This window comes from Pseudomonas capeferrum (genome assembly GCF_013523055.1).
Lineage (GTDB): Bacteria > Pseudomonadota > Gammaproteobacteria > Pseudomonadales > Pseudomonadaceae > Aquipseudomonas > Aquipseudomonas capeferrum_A.
In genome coordinates, this window is record NZ_JAAMQM010000021.1 from 32697 (window position 1) to 49966 (window position 17270).

A 17270-nucleotide genomic window follows, 5' to 3' on the forward strand; every position below is an offset into this window, starting at 1 on the left:
TTTCGAGGAGAGAGAAATGTTCGAATTATTGATGAGTGCCGACATGATGGTTCCGGACCCGGACGGCATGACGGAAATGCTGGTCGACAAGCTCGGTGTCTACAAGCACGAACGCTGGCGTCAGGCGTTCGACAATCACCCCTACATCGCGCATTTTCTGCGCGTGCACAAGTCCTTGGCGGTGTCGCCCACGCGCATCGAGCCGCAGTGGCATCTGGATCGCCCCAACCCGGGTGACCCGCTGTTTCATGATTTCCTTGAGAGCCTGAAGGACTTCCAGGGCCATCACCGTCCCATGCTTACCCACTCCATCGTGCTGGCCCTGCACGGCGACAAGTTCGATGCGCTGGTGGACAAGCTGATGCGCCGCCGCCTGCCGTTCCGTATGGCGCAACGCACCCCGGAAATGCCATTCGATCGCTTGTGGCTCGGTGCGACGCCCGAGAAACCCTATTACCAGCCGTCCGTGGACGGTGGCCTGTGCATCGAGATCATGCCGACCGAACCGTTGCAGATGCCAGCGGAAACCTACCAGTTGCCGCCGGTGCAGCCGCGCGACCTTAAACCGGGCGACATGGTGCGCGTCACCGCCCGTGGGTTCCTGGTGCGTGACCTGGATGAGACCCTGCGCAAGGTCTCCACCAACCTTGACTGGGAACCGAGCGGGCCCGTGGAGCATATTCGTGGCGAAGGCTACCGCCGCGCGCGCATGGGTTTCAACGTACCCAACAGCGCCACCCTCGATGTGCTGGAGGCCACCTATTGGAATACCGATGCCGGCCATTACCTCAACAACTGGGGCCCAGGCCCTTATTACATCCGCATCGGCGTCAACGACCTGGCCGCCAAGGCCGAGGACTTGCGCGCCCGTGGCACCCGCTTCCAGTGGATCGAATCTTCTGAGGCAGTGGGCGGCCGGGCCCTGATCAAGGTCGACCCGCAGGAGCTCAACGGCCAGGTGTTCGAGTTCGAGGAGTGCCCTGCATGAGCACAGCGCAGAGCGAGCAGGTGATCAACGAGGCGGTACGTCTTGAGCGTGATGCCAGGGTCGGCTGGGTGGTGCTGACTCGACCGAACCAGATCAATGCCATCAATGATGCTGTTCGCCTGGGCGTGCCGCAGGCGCTGGCACAGTTGCAGCAAGATCCCGACATTCGCGTGATCGTAATCCGTGGTGAAGGCGAGCGGGGCTTTTGCGCCGGCGCCGATATCAAGGAGCGCCGTGGCCCCGAATCCAGCCTGCAGGTGCGCCAGCGCATGGAAAAGGTGCGCTGGATCGAAGCACTGGATGGCATTGCCAAACCGGTGATCGCGGCCATTCACGGCTATTGCATGGGCGGCGGGCTGGAGCTGGCACTCGCCTGCGACATTCGCTTTGCCGCGCCCAACGCGGTCTTCGCGCTGCCGGAGACGGGCCTTGGACTGATTCCCGGTGGCGGAGGCACGCAACGGCTGTCTCGCGTGGTCGCGCCGGGCCAGGCGCTGGACATGCTGCTCTCCGGTGACCGGATGGATGCCGCGCAGGCGCACCGTATCGGGTTGGTCAGCCGATTGGCCAGCGACAACCTCAGCCTGCTGGAGGAGGTGGGGGCCTTTGCCCGGCGCATCGCCAGCAAGCCGCCCACCGCGTCGGCTTTCGTCAAGCAGGCAGCTCGCGCAGCGCTGGAACTGGACCTCAAGAGTGGCCTGAACCTGGAGCTCGACCTGTTCGCGTTGCTGGCGCCTACCCATGACGCCCGCGAGGCTGCCCAAGCCTTCAGCGAGCGGCGTGAGCCGCGTTTCACGGGCGAGTGAAGGACACTCTCACCACAACAAGGATAATCAACATGAGTACAGGCAAGCTGGCAGGGCGGGTGGCCATTATCACAGGCGCCGGTGGCGGGTTGGGGGCAGAGTGCGCCCGCGTGCTGGCCTCTCACGGCGCGAGCATCGCAGTGGTCGATATCAACCTCGAAGGGGCCACGGCGGTTGCCGAATCATTGCTCGGCGACGGGCATCAGGCGCTGGCGATTCGCACGGACGTCTCTTCGGAGGACGAGGTCCAGGCGATGGTTGCCCAGGTGAGGCAACGGTTTGGCCGTATCGACGTCTTGCACAACAACGCGGCGATCCTGAATGCCGAGCAGCGCCAGCTGGACCGCGACTTCGTCAACCTTGACATGACGGCCTGGGACCGCGCCATCGCCGTCAACCTGCGCGGGGCGGTGCTGTGCACCAAGCATGTGATTCCGGCCATGCTGGAACACGGCAAGGGCTCGATCATTTTCGCGACCTCCGGGCTGGGCATGCAGGGCGACATGTCCCTGACGGGGTACGCCACCTCCAAGGCGGGCCTGATGATGCTGCCCCGCATGGTGGCGTCGCAGTACGGCAAGCAGGGTATTCGCGGCAATGCCGTGCAGATCGGTCTGGCGCCCTCCGAGCACGCCATGCCGCCGGCGTTGCTGGACATTCTGCGCGACAACCACTGCACCGCCGAATTGGGCACCCCACGCCAGATTGCCGATGTCGTGGCATTCCTGGCCAGCGATGAATCATCCTTCGTCACCGGCAGCACACTGGTCGCCGATGGCGGGTTCAGTACCCACACCCCTTCATTGGTGGCCATGCGCTCGCTGTTTGCGCAGATGGGCCGCACTGGCATGTGACCTGGGCTGCGACGCGTGCCTGCGTCGCCCCGGCTGACCTTCGACATGGAAGCATGTGATGAACCAGAAGCAACCCGCGCAAAACACTGATTTCGATGTGATCGTGGTCGGCGGTGGCACCAATGGCCTGTCTGCCGGCTGCTACCTGGGCATGGAAGGCAAGAAGGTGCTGGTGCTGGAGGCCCTGGACAAGGTGGGCGGCATGGCCTCCTCGGGCTACCTGATACCTGAAGCGCCGCAGCACCTGGTCCACCCCTGCGCGCTGGACATGATGTCGATGCGCGTGCATGCCCATGTGCCGGCGGAGCTGGGCCTGGAGCAATACGGCTTCAACTCGGTCGAGCTGACGCCTGGGTATGTGTACCTGCACCCGGACGGCCAGTCGCTGATCTTCTGGCGGGACCGCGAGCAGACCGCCGCCGAGATTCGCCGTTTCAGCCCCAGGGACGCCGACGCGTTTCTCGAATTCATGAACATCATCGACCTGTTCCTCGATATCGCGCTACCGATGATGCGGGTCGACCCGGCCCGGGCCAATCTGGGGGTAAAACTCAGGATGGTTGGCACGGCGATCAAGCACAAGGCCTTGAAGCCCGAACTGATGGCGCTGATGACGGGTTCGGCATTGCAGGCGGCGCGCGAGCGGTTCGAGCACCCGATCACCCGTTCGGCGATGTGTGCACTCACCGGCCTTGCGGGTGATATCAGCGTTGACGGCGGCGGGATCTATTACGCCCTGCTGGGGTTCCTGCACCGGTTTGGCGTGGGGCGTGTGATCGGTGGCATGCAGCAGTTGGGCAATGCCATGCAGGTCCGCCTGGAGGCGTTGGGCGGCCAGGTGCTGGTGTCGGCCAACGTCACTGAAATCGTTGCCAGGGATGGCCAGATCAAAGGCGTGAAACTGGCCGATGGCCGTGAGTTTTCCGCCCGCGCCGTGATTGCCGGCTGCCACCCCAAGCCTGCGCTGGAAATGGTCACACCCGGCCAGATCCCCAGGCATCTGCTGACGCGTATCGCCATGGCCCCGGCCAATGCCAAGGGCTCGGGCCCATTGAAAGTGGATGTCGCACTGCGTGGGCAGATTTCGCTGCCGCGGTTCGAAGCGGTGCGCGGCGATGGCGTCGATTTGCGCAAGACGTGCCTGCTGATCGGCACTGAAGAGGCCGTACTGGAGAACTTCGCCGCCTGCGCGCGGGGCGAGGTGCCCACGCTGCCCTACATCACCGTGGCCGCGCCCAGCGCCGCCGACCCGTCACAGGCGCCTGAAGGCCAGGACGTACTCTACGTCTATCCGCCTGTGATGCCGGTCAACCCCAACGAAGGCTGGGATGCGCTGCGTGAACGGGTAGCCGACCAGGTGATCGAGCAGCTGTACGACTATGTCGAAGGCATCGAGGGGCAGGTCATCGGCCGCCGCATCGAGGCCGCCCCGGATTTCACTGCGCGTCTGAATACGGTGAACGGTTGCGTAGTGCATATCGACACCACCTCGATGCGCTCCAGCACCATGCGCCCGGCGCATGGCCTGGGCGGCGACATCTTACCGGTGGCGGGGCTCTACCTGGGCAGTGCCGGTATCCATCCGGGGGGCGGGGTCAATGGCATGGCTGGCCGGCTGGCGGCCAGGCGGGTCAGCCGGTATTTGCAGAAAACGCGTCGCTGAAGCGCCGCCCGCCCACGGAGGTCGCAGGCGGGTGAGAACCGGCAGCAGTCAAATGCTGCCGGTTTTTTTGTCTGCGCCCAATGAAAGGCTCGCAATGACGAAGTCGGCCGAATACTGGCGCCAGGTGATCATGCCTTCGGCGGAATCGGTATCCAGGCCAGCGAGTGTCGACATCGAGTAGCGGTTGGTGAACCAGCCCGTGGTCACCAACGACGCACAGGCCAGCAGCAGGCGCGGGTTGGTGTCGGCACGGAAATCACCGCTGGCAGCCCCTCTGCGCAGGATGGCGTCGAGCTTGGCAATCAGCGCCGGGGTCATTTCCTGAAAGTGGTTACGGGGTGTTTCGTGGGCGTCGTGGTAACGAATGCCCTCCAGCGCCAGGCTGCCCAGGAAGGGGTCAAGCCGGTACTGGTCGAAGAAGTGATTGAGCACCGTACGCAACGCCACGGGCGGTGGCAGCTGCTCGACGTCCAGGTTCACCAGTTCGGACATGATATGGCTCGACGATTCGTCCAGCACGGCCACGAACAGCCCTTCCTTGGAGCCGTAGTAGTGGTAGACCAACTGTTTGGTGACGCCGGCTTCTCTGGCGATTTCTTCCATCCGTGCCCCGGCCAGGCCTTTTTTGGCGAACTCCCTGCGTGCAGCCGCGAGCAGACGCTTCATCGTACTGCGTTTGCCCTGTTCGCCACCGTCTGCTGCTTTGACTACCACCCTGGACTCCTCATGCCGGTGTTGGCCTTGTTGTTCACACCTTGAAGCATTTACCCGGCTGCCTTCGTTTGACCCGGAGTCAAACGAATCGGGCTACCCGCAGTCAGGCAAGCGCCTACCATAGGTTGGCAGGCGAGGCATCGTACGTAAAGCGCCGAAACACCGGCCGGCAGGCAAGAATAAAAACAACACAGGAGACCCTGATGAGTAACCAAAGCGCAGCACTGGACCTGGCAACCGCGTACAACGCCGTGTCGGAAATGTACCGCGGTACTGACTTGGACATTCATGCGGTGTGCCGTGAACAACGGCTGAAATCGCCCATTTACGAGGGCGATTTCATTACCCAGTTCGGGGTGCCGACCAATGCCGGGACTCAGCAAGGTACTCGCCCGACCTATGCGTTGTTCAAGTACCAGGATGTGATGACCGTCCTTCGCGACGGCGCTACCTACACCAGCGGGTTTATCGCCGAAGGCCTGGGCGCGTTCTTCGATGGCCTGATCATCCTGGCCATGGACGGCGACGAACACCGCAAGGTGCGCGCCCTGTTACAACCGGCGTTCATGCCGGAAACCGTCAACAAGTGGCGCCCGCAGATCGACCAGGTGATCCGCGAAGAGTACATCCGCCCAATGTTGCCAGCGAAAAAAGCCGACCTGATGAAGTTCGGCCTCGAGCTGCCGATTCGCATCATGTACGCATTGATGGGATTCCCCTCCGACGACCCATCCAAGTACAAGCAGTACGCTGCCTGGGCACTGGCCATCGTGGGGGGGAATCAGATCGACCCGAGCAAGATGGTCGAGGCGCGTCGCCAGGCCGGCATCGCGGTAAAGGGGTTGTATGACGCGCTGGCTGAAGTCGTGGTGCAACGCAGGAAGGAAGGCAGCCAGGGCGACGATGTGGTGGGTCGCCTGCTGCGCGCCGAATACGAAGGGCGCACGCTAGACGACCACGAGGTCATCACCTTTACCCGCTCGTTGTTGCCAGCGGCCGGCGAAACCACCACGCGCATGTTCGGCTCGGTAATGACCTTGCTGCTGACCACACCGGGCTTGCTGGAGCGGGTCAAGGCTGACCGCAGCCTGATCGCCAAGCTGATGGACGAAACCACGCGTTTCGAGCCGGTGGCAACGTTCAAGGTTCGCGAAACGGCCAAGGACGTCGAGTTTCACGGCGTGAAAATCCCCAAGGGTTCGTTCGTGCAGTGCATGGTGGTGTCGGCCAACCGCGACGAGGACGCCTTCGAGGCCCCCGACGTCTTCGACATCGATCGCAAGCCCAAGCCTTCCTTCGGCTTCGGCTTCGGTCCGCACATGTGCATCGGCCAATTTGTCGCCAAGGTCGAGATCAGTTGCGCGGTCAACGCCATCCTCGACCTGTTCCCCAACCTGCGCCTTGACCCCAGCCAGCCGCTGCCGGTGATCGGCGGCGCGCAACTGCGCGGTGTATCCAAACTTCCAGTGATCTGGGACTGAGCCAGCACCCGACCCATACCCATACCCATACCCAGTAGTCAGCTTTGCAGCCTTACAAAAACAATAGAGGGCACTATGAGAACGTTCAAAACCATTCCAGAGCGTGGTGATTTCGGCTTTCAACAACTGGTGGGCCCGCACAAGGTGAGCGGTGCCTCGATGTCGGCCGAGCGCGGCTTTTTCGGCCTGCACCTGAGCAAGAGTTCGCCGTTCGGGTCGGTGCGCGATGAGCAAGGCAACATCTATTCCTTCGTTCGTTCGCTGATGGCCCCCAATGGCACGCCGAACCCGACCAAGTTCTTCTACCTGAACAATCACGTCGACAACATCAACCTGCGCATGGACCACGAAAAGATGGCCAAGCAGGCGCTGACACTCATGCCCGTGCACAGCCTGGAGGGTGATACCGCGCGTTGGGCCAGCCAACCGGGCGAGCCGGGCAACGGCTGGGAAATCACCGCCAGCAGCGAACGCCTGACCTGGAAGGAGGAAGGCCTGTTTCATATCGAGGGGCGTTTGCTTGGGCCGGGATTGCAGTGGTACTTGCCGGGTGTGGAGTGGGGCACGTTCTACGTTTCGCAGCTGTGGGATGTGGCGGGCGTGTGTGAGGGTCGACCGGTCAAGGGCGCATTGGCACTGGACCAGTTCTACATGGCTGAAGGAGGCGCCATCCATTTCAAGAAAGACCTGGTGGTGAACAACAACAAGCATGTGATCTGGTGGTCCTTCGTCACTGTGTACACCGACGGCACCTGGGATACAGGCTCGTTCATGGTTGGTCACGACCACCTCGGCTATGCCTTTTTCAACAATGAAAAAGGCGAAGTTCGGGTCACTACCGATATCGAAGGCCAGACCGAGCACAAGGACGGCAGCTACTTCCTGAAGTCCGCCCGAATCGTGCTGGAAGGCAAGGAGGAATGGGAGTTCCTGCCGGACGAGAAGGGCGAGATGATCGACTTTGTCGGTGGCTTCCCGATCACGGCGCAGCAGGAAGGGCGCTGGCGCCGGGTAGGCGATACCCGCGAGCCGTCGCATTGGCTTGGCTGGGGTGAATCGGACCGGCGCAACGGCTCTGCGCGCAACGTGCTGGGCAAGGACGTGTAAGACCGCTGGGTGCGCCTGCCGGCCGGCGAGCAGGCGCACGCACGTGGGCAAGATCCTCAACCAATAACAACAATAAGGAACCGCGATGAAATTTCGCAACAAAGTGGTGCTGGTTACCGGCGCGGGCCGCGGCATGGGCCGTGCGATTGCCCTGGCCTATGCGCGCGAAGGTGCACGGGTGGTGGTCTCGGCACGTACTGCACGGTACGGCGAAGAAACCGTCGAGCAGATTCGGGCGCTGGGTACCGAAGCGTGCCTGGTAGGCGGCGACATCGCCGATCGTGAGGCGATCAAGTCAATGGTCGAGGGCGGCGTGGCGCAGTTCGGCGGCCTGGACATCGTGGTGCATTGCGCCGCCGACACCCGTCACGGGCTGATCGCCGAAATGCCGGATGACGCGTTCGACCACATCGTGCGCAGCAATATCCAATCGTTGTTCTGGCTGGCCAAGGACAGCGCGCCTTATCTCTCCAAGGCAGTCGACAAGGGTCGGCTGATCTTCATCTCTTCCGGTGAAGCCAACCGCAAATACACCCCGCGGCTGATTGCCTATGGGTCCAGCAAAGCCTTCATGAATGCATTCGCTCGTGGGCTGGCGGTGGAATTCGGTGCCATGAACATTCTGGTCAACGTAGTCGAGCCCGGTCTTATCGGCACTGACCATATGCTGGAAACCCTGGGGCAGGAGCTTCCACACAAGCTCGCGGCGCACTTTCCGGTCGGGCGTCTGGGCGAGTCCACCGACATTGCCAATGCGGTGCTCTTCCTGACCTCCAACGAGGCGTCCTATATCACCGGCACCTCACTGCTGGTGGACGGTGGCGCCACCATGGTCGCGCTGCCCAAGGTCGAAGAAATTCTCAAGGGCCAGTAACCACGCCACGCTTGTTCCGGGAGTTATGTCATGACTACAGATACTCGCAACCGCCAGCACGCTGGCAATGATTTTTCAGAATTCAAGCGCGGTTGGCGCGTGGTCCTGCTGGGGCTGTTCGGTATCTGCACCAGCATCACCGCCGCCTTGCTTTACGCGTTTGGCACTCTTGTGATTCCGTTGGAACAGGCCTTTGGCTGGAGTCGCGGTGACTTGCAGGCGTCGATTTCCTTTCTGTTTGCCGGGGTGGCGATCTCTACCCAGGTGGTCGGCTGGCTGTATCGCCGCTACGGTCTGCGCCGGGTCGCCATTGTCTCGATCATGCTGCAGATCGTCGGCTACTTCGCCATCACCCAGATCCAAGGCTCGATTGCCTGGCTGTACCTGGCGTTCTTCAGTATGCCGATCGTGTGTGCCGGTACCATTGCGATCACCTGGACGCAGCTGGTCAACCTGTGGTTCGAGCGCAACCGGGGGCTGGCCCTGGCAGTGATCCTGTGCGGGACCGGGCTGATGGCGATGATCCTGCCGCCGTTGTTGTCCCGCCTGATCGCCGCCTATGGTTGGCAAGCCGGGTTCATTGCCTTGGCGGCGATGCCGCTGCTGTTCACGCTGCCACTGTCGGTGATGTGGTTGCGCATGCCGGTCGACCCTGCGAGGACGGATTCGTCGACGCCGCAAACGACACCGCAGTTGTCCGGCATGAGCTTCAGGCAGGCGCTGCGCTCGGGCAAGTACTGGGGTTTCAATGTCGCCTTGATTCTTTCGGTGTCGTTGACCGTGGGCATGGTCACCAACATGGTGCCGATGCTGCAAAGCAAGGGCCTGAGCGCCCAGCAGGCCAGCCAGATCTTCAGTACGTTCGGCATTTCGATCATTGGCGGACGCTTGCTGGTGGGCTACCTGCTGGATCGCTATTCCCCTTCGCTGGTGGCTGCCGTGAGCCTTGCGCTGCCTGCGCTGGGGTGCGCGATCTTCTTTTTCGGCGGCGCGCAGCAGGTTCCGCTGCTGGTGCTGGCCACCCTGTGCATTGGCGCCAGTGCCGGCGCCGAATTCGACCTGGCGGCGTTTCTGATGGCGCGTTACTTCGGCCTGAAGGATTACGCGCGGATCTTTGGCCTGCATCTGTGCCTGATCACCATCGTGTCCGGGCTGGTGCCGATGCTGTTCGGCCATCTGTTTGACGTGTACGGCAGTTATTCCGCGGTGCTGGTGAGCTGCTTCTGCTGCGCCATCATCGGCCCGACCATTCTGCTGTGGCTGAGAATGGAACCGGCATTTCAAGCGCTGCAGCGCCAGCTGAAGCAACAACCCGCCTAAGGACGAACCTCACATGACGATGGACAAACACGCGATCGAACACTTTCTGCATGGCCAGATCGACTGCTGGAATCGGGGCGACAAGGAGGGGTTTCTTGCCCACTACCGCAGCGTGTCGCCAAATGGCTTGAACATCGAGTATGTCGGCAAGCCGCAGCACGACGCCTGGCAGGTGCTGGAAGGCATGTGGGCGCAACAGCAGCCGAAAATCCGCGTTCAGGTGCGCCAGTGCATCATCAATGGCGTTGAGGCGGCCTGCCACCACCTCAACGCCTTTCGCGAGCAGGAGGGCGGCATAGAGACGATCGAGCTGTACCGGTTCGAAGAGGGGAGGTTGTTCGTGCGTTACTTCATCAACCTGTAGCCGCAACGACCGGGCGTACTGGCGCGGGGGGATGCGCCGGTAGCACCCGGCATCTGCCGTGTGCGTTCACGCACCATCGGTAGAGCAGGAGAGCTCGCGCCAGTGTTCTATCTGCGCGAGCATCCTGTTGAGCTTTTCGCCGACCTGCTGGTAGGCGTCGGAGCCGGCCAGGTAGCGCAGTGGTGGCTGCTCGGTGTTGGCCAGGTGCACCAGGGCTGCGCCCAGTTTCGATGGGTTGCCGGTCTGCTGATGGTTGCCGGCGGCTGACGCGCCCTTGACCTTGGCCGTGAACGCGGCGTAGTCCTCCAGTCCGCGTGCACCAAATGCTGCAGAGCTGGCATCGAGGAAGTCAGTGCGAAACACCCCGGGTTCCACCAGCGTGACCTTGATGCCGAACTGGGCCACTTCCTGGGCCAGGGACTCGGAGAAACCCTCCACCGCGAACTTGGAGGCGCAATACAACGCCGCTCCTCCCATGCCCAGCACACCGCCCATGGACGACACATTGAATACGTGGCCGCTGCGTTGCGCGCGCATTACGGGCAGCACGGCGCGACACACGTTGAACACACCAAACACATTGGTGGCAAACTGCTTTTCGGCATCGCTCGCCAGGTTCTCCTCGAAAGGCGCCAGTTGGCCGTACCCGGCGTTGTTGACCAGCACGTCGATTCGACCGAATTGGGCCATGGCCGCCTTGACGGCGGTCAGCGCCTGAGCTTCATTGCTCACATCCAGTGCCACCGCCAACACGCGGTCAGCGTATTCGGCAAACACGCCTTGCAGGCTTTCCAGGCGACGGCCACTGACCACTACCCGGTCACCATCCGCCAGCGCCGCACGGGCAATGGCGGCGCCCAACCCGCGGCCCGCGCCGGTCACAAACCAGACTTTGTTCATTGCATCGCTCCAGCAGATTGTGCAAAGCCGCGTTCGCAGAACGCGGCGGATTGCCGTTCAGGGCGACGTCAGTCGCGGTTGGCCGCTTCCCAGGCTTTGAGGTCGAAACCCTCGGCAGCCGCTTGGGCAGCCGTCAGCTTGGGTGGGCGTGCAAGAATCTTGCGCGCGGCCATGTGGTCGCCCATGCGGTTGCACGACTCGACAGCCACCAGGCGATCATTGCGAAAGCACAGTACCGAGAGTTGCCTGTCCTGGGCGCAGCCCAGTACCACCGTGCTGTCGTAACCGTTGGACAGCCCGGCGATCTGCAGTTTCAGATCCCCCTGATCGGTCCAGAACCAGGGCAGGGCGCCGTATTGCGAGGGTTTGCCCATCAGACGCGCGGCCACGGTACGCGCTTGGTCGATGGCGTTCTGCACCGACTCGAGGCGGGTAGAATGCTCATCGTTTTGCACGCACGGGAAACTGGCCACATCGCCCAGCGCGGAAATCTGCGGATCAGAGGTAAGCAGGTGGGCATCCACCTTGATGCCGTTCTCGATGTCCAGGCCCGCCTCGGTGGCCAGTTGCGCATTGGGGATGACCCCGATGCCAAACACCACCAGGTCAGCCGCCAGGGTACGGCCATCGGCGGTTTGCACGCCGCATACCTTGCCGTTGTCGTCGAGAATGCGGCTCAAGCCCTGGCGGAAGTCGAAGTGCACGCCCCAATGCTCGTGCGCCTGGCGAAACAGCTCGGACATTTCTCGCGAGACCGCGCGCGCCATGGGGCGCTCACCCAGCTCCAGCACATGCACCTGGGCCCCCAGGGCTGCGGCCACCGCCGCAAACTCAAGGCCGATGAAGCCTGCGCCTACCACCACGACATTGCGCGCCTGTTTGGCAAGCGGCGCCAGGGCATCCGCATCGGCCTTGGTCTTGATGCCGAACACTTGCGCAAGCTCCGCACCAGGCACCGGCAGCGGGCGGTTGTGCGCCCCGGTCGCTAATACCAGGTGGTCGTAGCTCACGGCAGTGCCGGAGGCCAGCACCAGGCGGCGGTTGAGCCGGTCGATGGCGGTGGCCGGGTCGTGCAGCAGCTCGATGCGCTGGGTTGCGTAAAACTCGGCGGGGCGAAACAGCAGGTTGCTTTCCTGGATCTTGCCAAGTAGATAGGCCTTGGACAACGGCGGACGCTGGTAGGGCAAGCCAGGTTCATTGCCGATCAGGGTGATGCGGCCTTCGTAACCTTCCTGACGCAGGGAGGCGGCAACCTGAAACCCGGCTTGACCGGCACCGACGATAACGACTGAGGCGAGGCTCATGAATACTCCTTGCAACGCATTCAGAATTGCGAAGAAGGCAGGTGCAGCACCATGCCTTCCATGTCTTCGCTGATGATCAGTTGGCAGCTCAGGCGGCTATTGTCACGGCGCTCGAAGGCGTATTCGAGCATGTCGCTCTCCATGCCTTGCGCTGCCTGTACCTTGTCCAGCCAAGCCTCGTCGACGTAGGTGTGGCACGTGGCGCAGCTGCAGGCGCCGCCGCAGTCGGCGGGCAGGCCAGGCACGCTAGCGAATGTGGCGGCCTGCATGACCGATTGGCCGATTTCGCCTTTGACCTGATGGTGGGTGCCGTTGTGCTCGATAAAGGTCAGTATGGGCATGTTCTGCTCCGTTTTTTTGGGCTCAGGAGTGGCTGGGCAAGGGCTGCGCTTCAAAGCGTGGCACTTGTCCAAGGGTCAATAGCAACAGAGGGCCAACCACGCAGCAGGCGGCGCTGTATACCAGCATGGCGGTGTACGAGCCGGTGCGTGCGAGCAGCAAGGCAAAGAGCAGAGGCGCCAGTGCCGATGCCACGGTATTGAGGCCCTGGTGAACACCGAACAGACGGCCGTATTCACGCAGGCCGAAGTAGCGCGCAATCAGGAACGCGGCGATATCGAACTCTGCCCCGGCGCCAAACCCGACCAGCACTGCCGCCAGCATCAAGGGCATGAAGTCGGTAGTGCCGCTGAGGTACACCAGGCAGCCAATGGCGGGGAGCATCAAGCTGCACGCGGAAACAATCGGCGGCCACAGTCGGTCCAGCAGATAGCCGATGACCATCCGCCCCAGGATCAGTGAAATACCAAAGCCGCTGAAAATGGTGGCCGCATCCGCGGCTGAAAGCCCCTTGGCCTGCAGCATCGGCACCGTACTCGTGACCATGCCGACGATCGACGAGATCACCAGGCCGAGCGCCAGGTTGCAGGTCCAGAACTTCAACGATCCCATGCCTTCGCGAAACCCCATGCCCGACAACTGCGCACTGGCGGTGTGGTGGGTACTGTCAGCCGCTTTGGGCAGCTTGAACCACAGCAGGATTAGCGGCAGCAGCACCAGCAGGTTGAGCAGTGCAAGGATCACGAAGGCCGCACGCCAGTCCCACTGTTCTATGCTCCAGGCCATCAGCCGGGGGATGGTCGCGGCGGTGATGCCGGTACCCGACAGGCCGATGGCCAGCGCCAAGCCGCGATTGCGGTCGTACCAGAGGCTTATCAGCTGTGTCCAGGTCACTGCCAGCGCACCCATGCCGACAATGGGCAATAGCGCAAAGGCCAGGTACATCGACCAGATCGACGAAGTGACCTGCGTGGTGGCCAGGTAACCGATCGACAACAACAGCAAGGACACTACGGTGACGCGCTTCATGCCAAAGCGCAGGTTGAACCAGCCCACCAGCTGCAGCGACACTACGGCGCCACCAAACAGGAAGGTGATGCATGCCTGCAATTCACTTTTGCCCCAACCAAAGGCATCACCCAGCGGCACGACCAACGTGCCAAAGCCATACAAAAGGGCGGCATTGATGCTGATGGCGACGCCTGCGACGGACAACAGAAGGATCTTCCAGCTTTGCCGGAACTCATGCAGATCAATGGCCGCTTCGTTTTTCGAAGGGTTCATGGGTTGGCTTCCTTATAGGTTTTGTTGAGCCAAGCACTTCGGTTTTTTGTATGAAAATCTTAACTTTCGATTTGTCCAGCAATGCCGTATGACTCACTGACAAACGAATTTCCTGCGCTGTGCACGCGGTTGAATCACGCTCGCTTATGCCATGTTCAACATTGCACCCCTCCGAGGGTTGATGCAGCGAAACCGTGATTTGCTCCAGCGGCTGAGGTCAGCATATCTCCGCCAAAAATAAATTGCACATAAAATAAATAAGTGTTCATAATTTGTCGTGCCTGGACCTGATAAGGAGAAAAAGATGAGTTCAGAAAAAGCGCAGTTCAAAGCAGTTGCAGACCGTAGCCGTTGCTGTGGTTATGGCCTATGCGCCGCGATTTGCCCCAGTGTGTACAAGCTCGATGCCGATGGCTTGGTGTACTTCGATGATGCCCGCGTACCTGCGGAGCTTGAAGAGGAAGCCCGCGAGGGCGCTGCCGCCTGCCCGGCCGAAGCGGTGTGGCTGGAGCCCATCAGCGCTGAAGGCGGACCCGTCTGATTGCATGCGCGCCCGCCTGGGCGTGATAACCAACGAGTTGAGGATGTGCTGATGGGACGTTTACGCGACAAGGTTGCCCTGATTACCGGCACCGGCGGAGGGCAGGGCCGGGCAGCGGCGCTGCGCTTTGCCCGCGAGGGTGCGATTGTGGTCGGCTGCGACTTCAATGCCGAGGGGCACGAGCAAACGCATGCCTTGATGAAAGCCGAGGGCTTTACCCTGTATGGCGCAGCTCCCGTGGATCTGGGCGATCACGAACAGGCCAGGACCTGGATCGAGGCCGCCGTCGCCGAACACGGGCGAATCGATATTCTCTACAACAACGCGTCAGCGGCACGATTCGGGCTGGTGAGCGAGCTGTCGATCGAAGATTGGCAGTACACCCTGCGCAACGAGATAGATTTGTTGTTTTATACCACCAAGTATGCATGGCCCTACCTGGCCGAGCAGCGCGGGGTGATTATCAACGTGTCTTCCACGGCGGCGTGGGGTGGCTCGAAAGTCGCCGGCATCAGTGCGCACGCGGCGGCCAAAGGCGCGGTGGTGTCCTTTACCCGGCAATTGGCCGTGGAAGGGGCGGCCTTTGGCATTCGCGCCGTCAGCCTGAGCCCTGGGTTCGTTGCCACGCCTGGCACCCGGCCGTTTCTGGAAAACCCCGAGGCCCGCGCCATGCTGCTCGATGGTGTGTTGATGGACCGCCCGGGCGAACCTGAGGAGGTGGTGGCTCTGGCGGTATTCGTAGCCTCCGATGAGGCATCATTCATTACCGGCTCTGACTTTGTCATAGACGGCGGGCTGCTGGCGGTCTAGCCCTAAGGCGACAGAGCACGCGGCGGTTGGCATCGTTTCATCTCGAACAAGAACAAGGTGAACAACGTGGACATCATTGGTATCGGCTACATGGGCTTCGAAACCCCTGATCTTGACGCCTGGCGTGAGTACGGCCCGCAAGTGATGGGCTTTGGCATCGGCAAGAATCCGCCCGGCGATCCGGAGTCGTTGTATTTCAGAATCGATGATCGCCGACACCGCTTCGCGTTCCATCCCGGCAAGGTTGACCGTATAGCCTATATCGGTTGGGAAGCCATCGGGCGCATGGCGTTCGAGGACGGTATCAGGAAGCTTGAGGCCGCCAACATAGAATACATTCGCGGCGATGCGCAGCTCTGTGAAACCCGCGGCGTGCGCGAACTGGTCCGCTTCCGCGACCCGGTCGGCTACCAGCATGAGCTGTTTTATGGACAGAAATGGCTCCCGCGTTCATTTCAGCCAGGGCGGCCCCACAGCGGCTTTCTGGCCGACGAGCGCGGTGCAGGCCACGTGGTGCTGATTACCCCGGACTACACTCCGGAACTGGAAGACTTCCTGCTCAATGTCATGGGGTTCAGCTGGTACGGCGCAGGGGCGGGCAAGGGCCGCACCGGCTTCTTCCGCTCCAAGCTCAACCACCATACCAGCCATGACATTGCCTATGGCCATGGCCCGGGGCGGATGGGTGTCCAGCACGTAGGGCTGTTCGTTCGCAACGTGCGGGATGTCGGGGAAACCTACGATATCGTGCGCCAGCGCGAACTGCCGATGATGATGACCCTCGGCCAGCATGCACAGGACCCGCACCTGTCCTTCTATCACTACAACCCCTCGGGTTTTGCCTTCGAAACCATTGCTGAAATCGAGCCATGGCAAGGTGACCCCTACGAGTTGAACCCGGAAAAGCTCAGCCTGTGGGGCCACGAGATGGTCGGCCCGATCCTGGGTCCTAGCGTCAAGACCCCGGAAGAGGTGCTCGACGCCGAGTACCTGCCCCTATACCTGGCCAGGCAGTGAGATGCGCCTGGCGCGGATCGAGCTGGCCGGGCAGGCGTTCTGGGCACAGGTGGACGCCAGCGGCAACCACTGTCGGCGGGTGAGGGCGCCCTTTGTCAGTTGGGCCGGCCTGGGCGCGAACCTGCATCCGGACGCTCTGGACCTGGCGGATGAACGCTTGCTGCTGGCAGGGGCACGGTTGCTACCGCCCTTGGAGCCAGGCAGCCGCGTGTTCGGCGTGGGGCTCAACTACCTCAGCCATCTCGAGCGCCTGGGCAGCAAGGCCCCGGCACACCCGCTAGCCTACCTCAAACCCGACTCGGCACTGATAGGGGCCAATGATCCGATCAGCTATTCGCCGCTGACCCGGCAACTTGACTACGAGGTGGAGTTGGTGGCGGTCGTGGGCCGGCCACTGCTGGATGAACCCCGCGCCAGTACCTGCCTGTTGGGTTTCACCGTGGGCAACGACATCAGCGCGCGCGATGCGGGCCGGCAGATCGGGCGGCTGGACCTGCTGACCCAGAAAGCCATGGATCGCACCACGCCGGCAGGGCCCTGGATCGTGACGGCCGACGAGTTCTGTGGCGATCAGCAGCCCGCGCTGGAGATGCGCCTGAGCGTCAATGACGAAGTGCGCCAGCACGACAACACCCGGCATATGATCTTTCCCCTGGATGAACTGCTCAATTACCTGGATGCACGGATCAAGCTGCGCCCGGGCGATCTGGTCTTTACCGGCTCCACGCACGGGGTAGGCCTGGAAAGTGGACGGTTCTTGCAGCCGGGCGACCACGTAGTGGCGCACATCGGCGGCATTGGCCAACTGCGCAACACCGTTACGGCGGCCAGCACACTTAGCCCATCCCGAGGCGTTGGGCGACTAGGGCTGCCGCTGGATCAATAAACCCTGTTCTGCAAGATG

At 62.1% G+C, this 17270-nt stretch carries 18 protein-coding genes; 13 read left to right on the forward strand and 5 right to left on the reverse strand.

Annotated features, from left to right (window positions below; genetic code table 11):
* Nucleotides 1-16: 16 nt before the first annotated feature.
* Genes G7009_RS21640 through G7009_RS21655 form a run of 4 tightly spaced genes read left to right on the forward strand, consistent with a single transcriptional unit; the run spans nt 17 to nt 4311 of the window.
* Nucleotides 17-988, forward strand: coding sequence for a lactoylglutathione lyase (locus G7009_RS21640; RefSeq protein WP_181132141.1), 972 nt, complete (start codon nt 17-19; stop codon nt 986-988).
* On the forward strand, nt 985-1794 hold the full coding sequence (locus tag G7009_RS21645; RefSeq protein ID WP_181132142.1) for an enoyl-CoA hydratase/isomerase family protein: 810 nt from the start codon (nt 985-987) through the stop codon (nt 1792-1794). Before G7009_RS21640 ends, G7009_RS21645 begins: the two co-directional genes overlap by 4 nt.
* 32 nt (nt 1795-1826) lie before the next feature.
* A complete protein-coding gene (locus tag G7009_RS21650) occupies nt 1827-2648 on the forward strand; it encodes an SDR family NAD(P)-dependent oxidoreductase (RefSeq protein ID WP_181132143.1) in 822 nt (273 codons plus the stop codon).
* Nucleotides 2649-2706: 58 nt separating this feature from the next.
* Nucleotides 2707-4311 carry a phytoene desaturase family protein gene (locus G7009_RS21655; protein WP_181132144.1) on the forward strand — a complete coding sequence of 535 codons (1605 nt, stop codon included), beginning with the start codon at nt 2707-2709 and terminating at the stop codon, nt 4309-4311.
* 48 nt (nt 4312-4359) lie between these two features.
* Here the strand turns inward: G7009_RS21655 and G7009_RS21660 are convergent, their stop codons facing one another.
* Nucleotides 4360-5025, reverse strand: coding sequence for a TetR/AcrR family transcriptional regulator (locus G7009_RS21660; RefSeq protein ID WP_181132145.1), 666 nt, complete (start codon nt 5023-5025; stop codon nt 4360-4362).
* 203 nt (nt 5026-5228) lie between these two features.
* Between G7009_RS21660 and G7009_RS21665 the strand changes: the two genes are divergently transcribed.
* From G7009_RS21665 to G7009_RS21685, 5 genes are all read left to right on the forward strand, one after another.
* Nucleotides 5229-6506, forward strand: coding sequence for a cytochrome P450 (locus G7009_RS21665; protein WP_181132146.1), 1278 nt, complete (start codon nt 5229-5231; stop codon nt 6504-6506).
* Between the two features lie 75 nt (nt 6507-6581).
* Nucleotides 6582-7613, forward strand: coding sequence for a hypothetical protein (locus tag G7009_RS21670; RefSeq protein ID WP_181132147.1), 1032 nt, complete (start codon nt 6582-6584; stop codon nt 7611-7613).
* An 85-nt stretch (nt 7614-7698) separates the two neighbouring features.
* On the forward strand, nt 7699-8487 hold the full coding sequence (locus G7009_RS21675) for an SDR family NAD(P)-dependent oxidoreductase (protein ID WP_181132148.1): 789 nt from the start codon (nt 7699-7701) through the stop codon (nt 8485-8487).
* Between the two features lie 30 nt (nt 8488-8517).
* On the forward strand, nt 8518-9807 hold the full coding sequence (locus G7009_RS21680) for an MFS transporter (RefSeq protein ID WP_181132149.1): 1290 nt from the start codon (nt 8518-8520) through the stop codon (nt 9805-9807).
* Between the two features lie 13 nt (nt 9808-9820).
* The gene (locus G7009_RS21685; protein WP_181132150.1) at nt 9821-10171 is read left to right on the forward strand and encodes a nuclear transport factor 2 family protein; all 351 of its coding nucleotides are present in this window, start codon (nt 9821-9823) and stop codon (nt 10169-10171) included.
* A gap of 66 nt (nt 10172-10237) precedes the next feature.
* Here G7009_RS21685 and G7009_RS21690 read toward each other — a convergent pair whose 3' ends face one another.
* The 4 genes from G7009_RS21690 to G7009_RS21705 all read right to left on the reverse strand — a co-directional run bounded on the left by G7009_RS21690 (nt 10238) and on the right by G7009_RS21705 (nt 13998).
* Nucleotides 10238-11071 (reverse strand): oxidoreductase, encoded by an 834-nt coding sequence (locus G7009_RS21690; protein ID WP_181132151.1) that lies wholly within the window; start codon nt 11069-11071, stop codon nt 10238-10240.
* Nucleotides 11072-11139: 68 nt separating this feature from the next.
* Nucleotides 11140-12375: an NAD(P)/FAD-dependent oxidoreductase gene (locus G7009_RS21695; protein WP_181132152.1), complete on the reverse strand. Its 1236-nt coding sequence runs from the start codon at nt 12373-12375 to the stop codon at nt 11140-11142.
* Nucleotides 12376-12395: 20 nt separating this feature from the next.
* Nucleotides 12396-12716, reverse strand: a complete 321-nt coding sequence (locus tag G7009_RS21700) for a 2Fe-2S iron-sulfur cluster-binding protein (protein ID WP_181132153.1) — start codon at nt 12714-12716, stop codon at nt 12396-12398.
* Nucleotides 12717-12738: 22 nt separating this feature from the next.
* Complete coding sequence (locus G7009_RS21705) at nt 12739-13998, reverse strand: MFS transporter (protein ID WP_181132154.1); 1260 nt, start codon at nt 13996-13998, stop codon at nt 12739-12741.
* 304 nt (nt 13999-14302) lie between these two features.
* Here G7009_RS21705 and G7009_RS21710 point away from each other — a divergent pair, with 304 nt between their 5' ends.
* From G7009_RS21710 to G7009_RS21725, 4 genes are all read left to right on the forward strand, one after another.
* Nucleotides 14303-14539, forward strand: a complete 237-nt coding sequence (locus G7009_RS21710) for a ferredoxin (protein WP_181132155.1) — start codon at nt 14303-14305, stop codon at nt 14537-14539.
* Nucleotides 14540-14590: 51 nt separating this feature from the next.
* A complete protein-coding gene (locus G7009_RS21715; protein WP_181132156.1) occupies nt 14591-15349 on the forward strand; it encodes an SDR family NAD(P)-dependent oxidoreductase in 759 nt (252 codons plus the stop codon).
* A 66-nt stretch (nt 15350-15415) separates the two neighbouring features.
* The gene (locus G7009_RS21720) at nt 15416-16366 is read left to right on the forward strand and encodes a VOC family protein (RefSeq protein ID WP_181132157.1); all 951 of its coding nucleotides are present in this window, start codon (nt 15416-15418) and stop codon (nt 16364-16366) included.
* Nucleotide 16367: 1 nt separating this feature from the next.
* Entirely contained in the window at nt 16368-17252 is an 885-nt protein-coding gene (locus tag G7009_RS21725) for a fumarylacetoacetate hydrolase family protein (RefSeq protein ID WP_181132158.1), read from the forward strand.
* Nucleotides 17253-17270 lie beyond the last annotated feature (18 nt).

Coding starts and splice junctions, on each gene's coding strand:
- G7009_RS21710 (WP_181132155.1), top strand. CDS start 14,303: ATGAGTTCAGAAAAAGCGCAGTTCAAAGCAGTTGCAGACCGTAGCCGT.
- G7009_RS21650 (WP_181132143.1), top strand. CDS start 1,827: ATGAGTACAGGCAAGCTGGCAGGGCGGGTGGCCATTATCACAGGCGCC.
- G7009_RS21665 (WP_181132146.1), top strand. CDS start 5,229: ATGAGTAACCAAAGCGCAGCACTGGACCTGGCAACCGCGTACAACGCC.
- G7009_RS21670 (WP_181132147.1), top strand. CDS start 6,582: ATGAGAACGTTCAAAACCATTCCAGAGCGTGGTGATTTCGGCTTTCAA.
- G7009_RS21690 (WP_181132151.1), bottom strand. CDS start 11,071: ATGAACAAAGTCTGGTTTGTGACCGGCGCGGGCCGCGGGTTGGGCGCC.
- G7009_RS21685 (WP_181132150.1), top strand. CDS start 9,821: ATGACGATGGACAAACACGCGATCGAACACTTTCTGCATGGCCAGATC.
- G7009_RS21705 (WP_181132154.1), bottom strand. CDS start 13,998: ATGAACCCTTCGAAAAACGAAGCGGCCATTGATCTGCATGAGTTCCGG.
- G7009_RS21680 (WP_181132149.1), top strand. CDS start 8,518: ATGACTACAGATACTCGCAACCGCCAGCACGCTGGCAATGATTTTTCA.
- G7009_RS21645 (WP_181132142.1), top strand. CDS start 985: ATGAGCACAGCGCAGAGCGAGCAGGTGATCAACGAGGCGGTACGTCTT.
- G7009_RS21675 (WP_181132148.1), top strand. CDS start 7,699: ATGAAATTTCGCAACAAAGTGGTGCTGGTTACCGGCGCGGGCCGCGGC.
- G7009_RS21700 (WP_181132153.1), bottom strand. CDS start 12,716: ATGCCCATACTGACCTTTATCGAGCACAACGGCACCCACCATCAGGTC.
- G7009_RS21695 (WP_181132152.1), bottom strand. CDS start 12,375: ATGAGCCTCGCCTCAGTCGTTATCGTCGGTGCCGGTCAAGCCGGGTTT.
- G7009_RS21640 (WP_181132141.1), top strand. CDS start 17: ATGTTCGAATTATTGATGAGTGCCGACATGATGGTTCCGGACCCGGAC.
- G7009_RS21725 (WP_181132158.1), top strand. CDS start 16,368: ATGCGCCTGGCGCGGATCGAGCTGGCCGGGCAGGCGTTCTGGGCACAG.
- G7009_RS21655 (WP_181132144.1), top strand. CDS start 2,707: ATGAACCAGAAGCAACCCGCGCAAAACACTGATTTCGATGTGATCGTG.
- G7009_RS21715 (WP_181132156.1), top strand. CDS start 14,591: ATGGGACGTTTACGCGACAAGGTTGCCCTGATTACCGGCACCGGCGGA.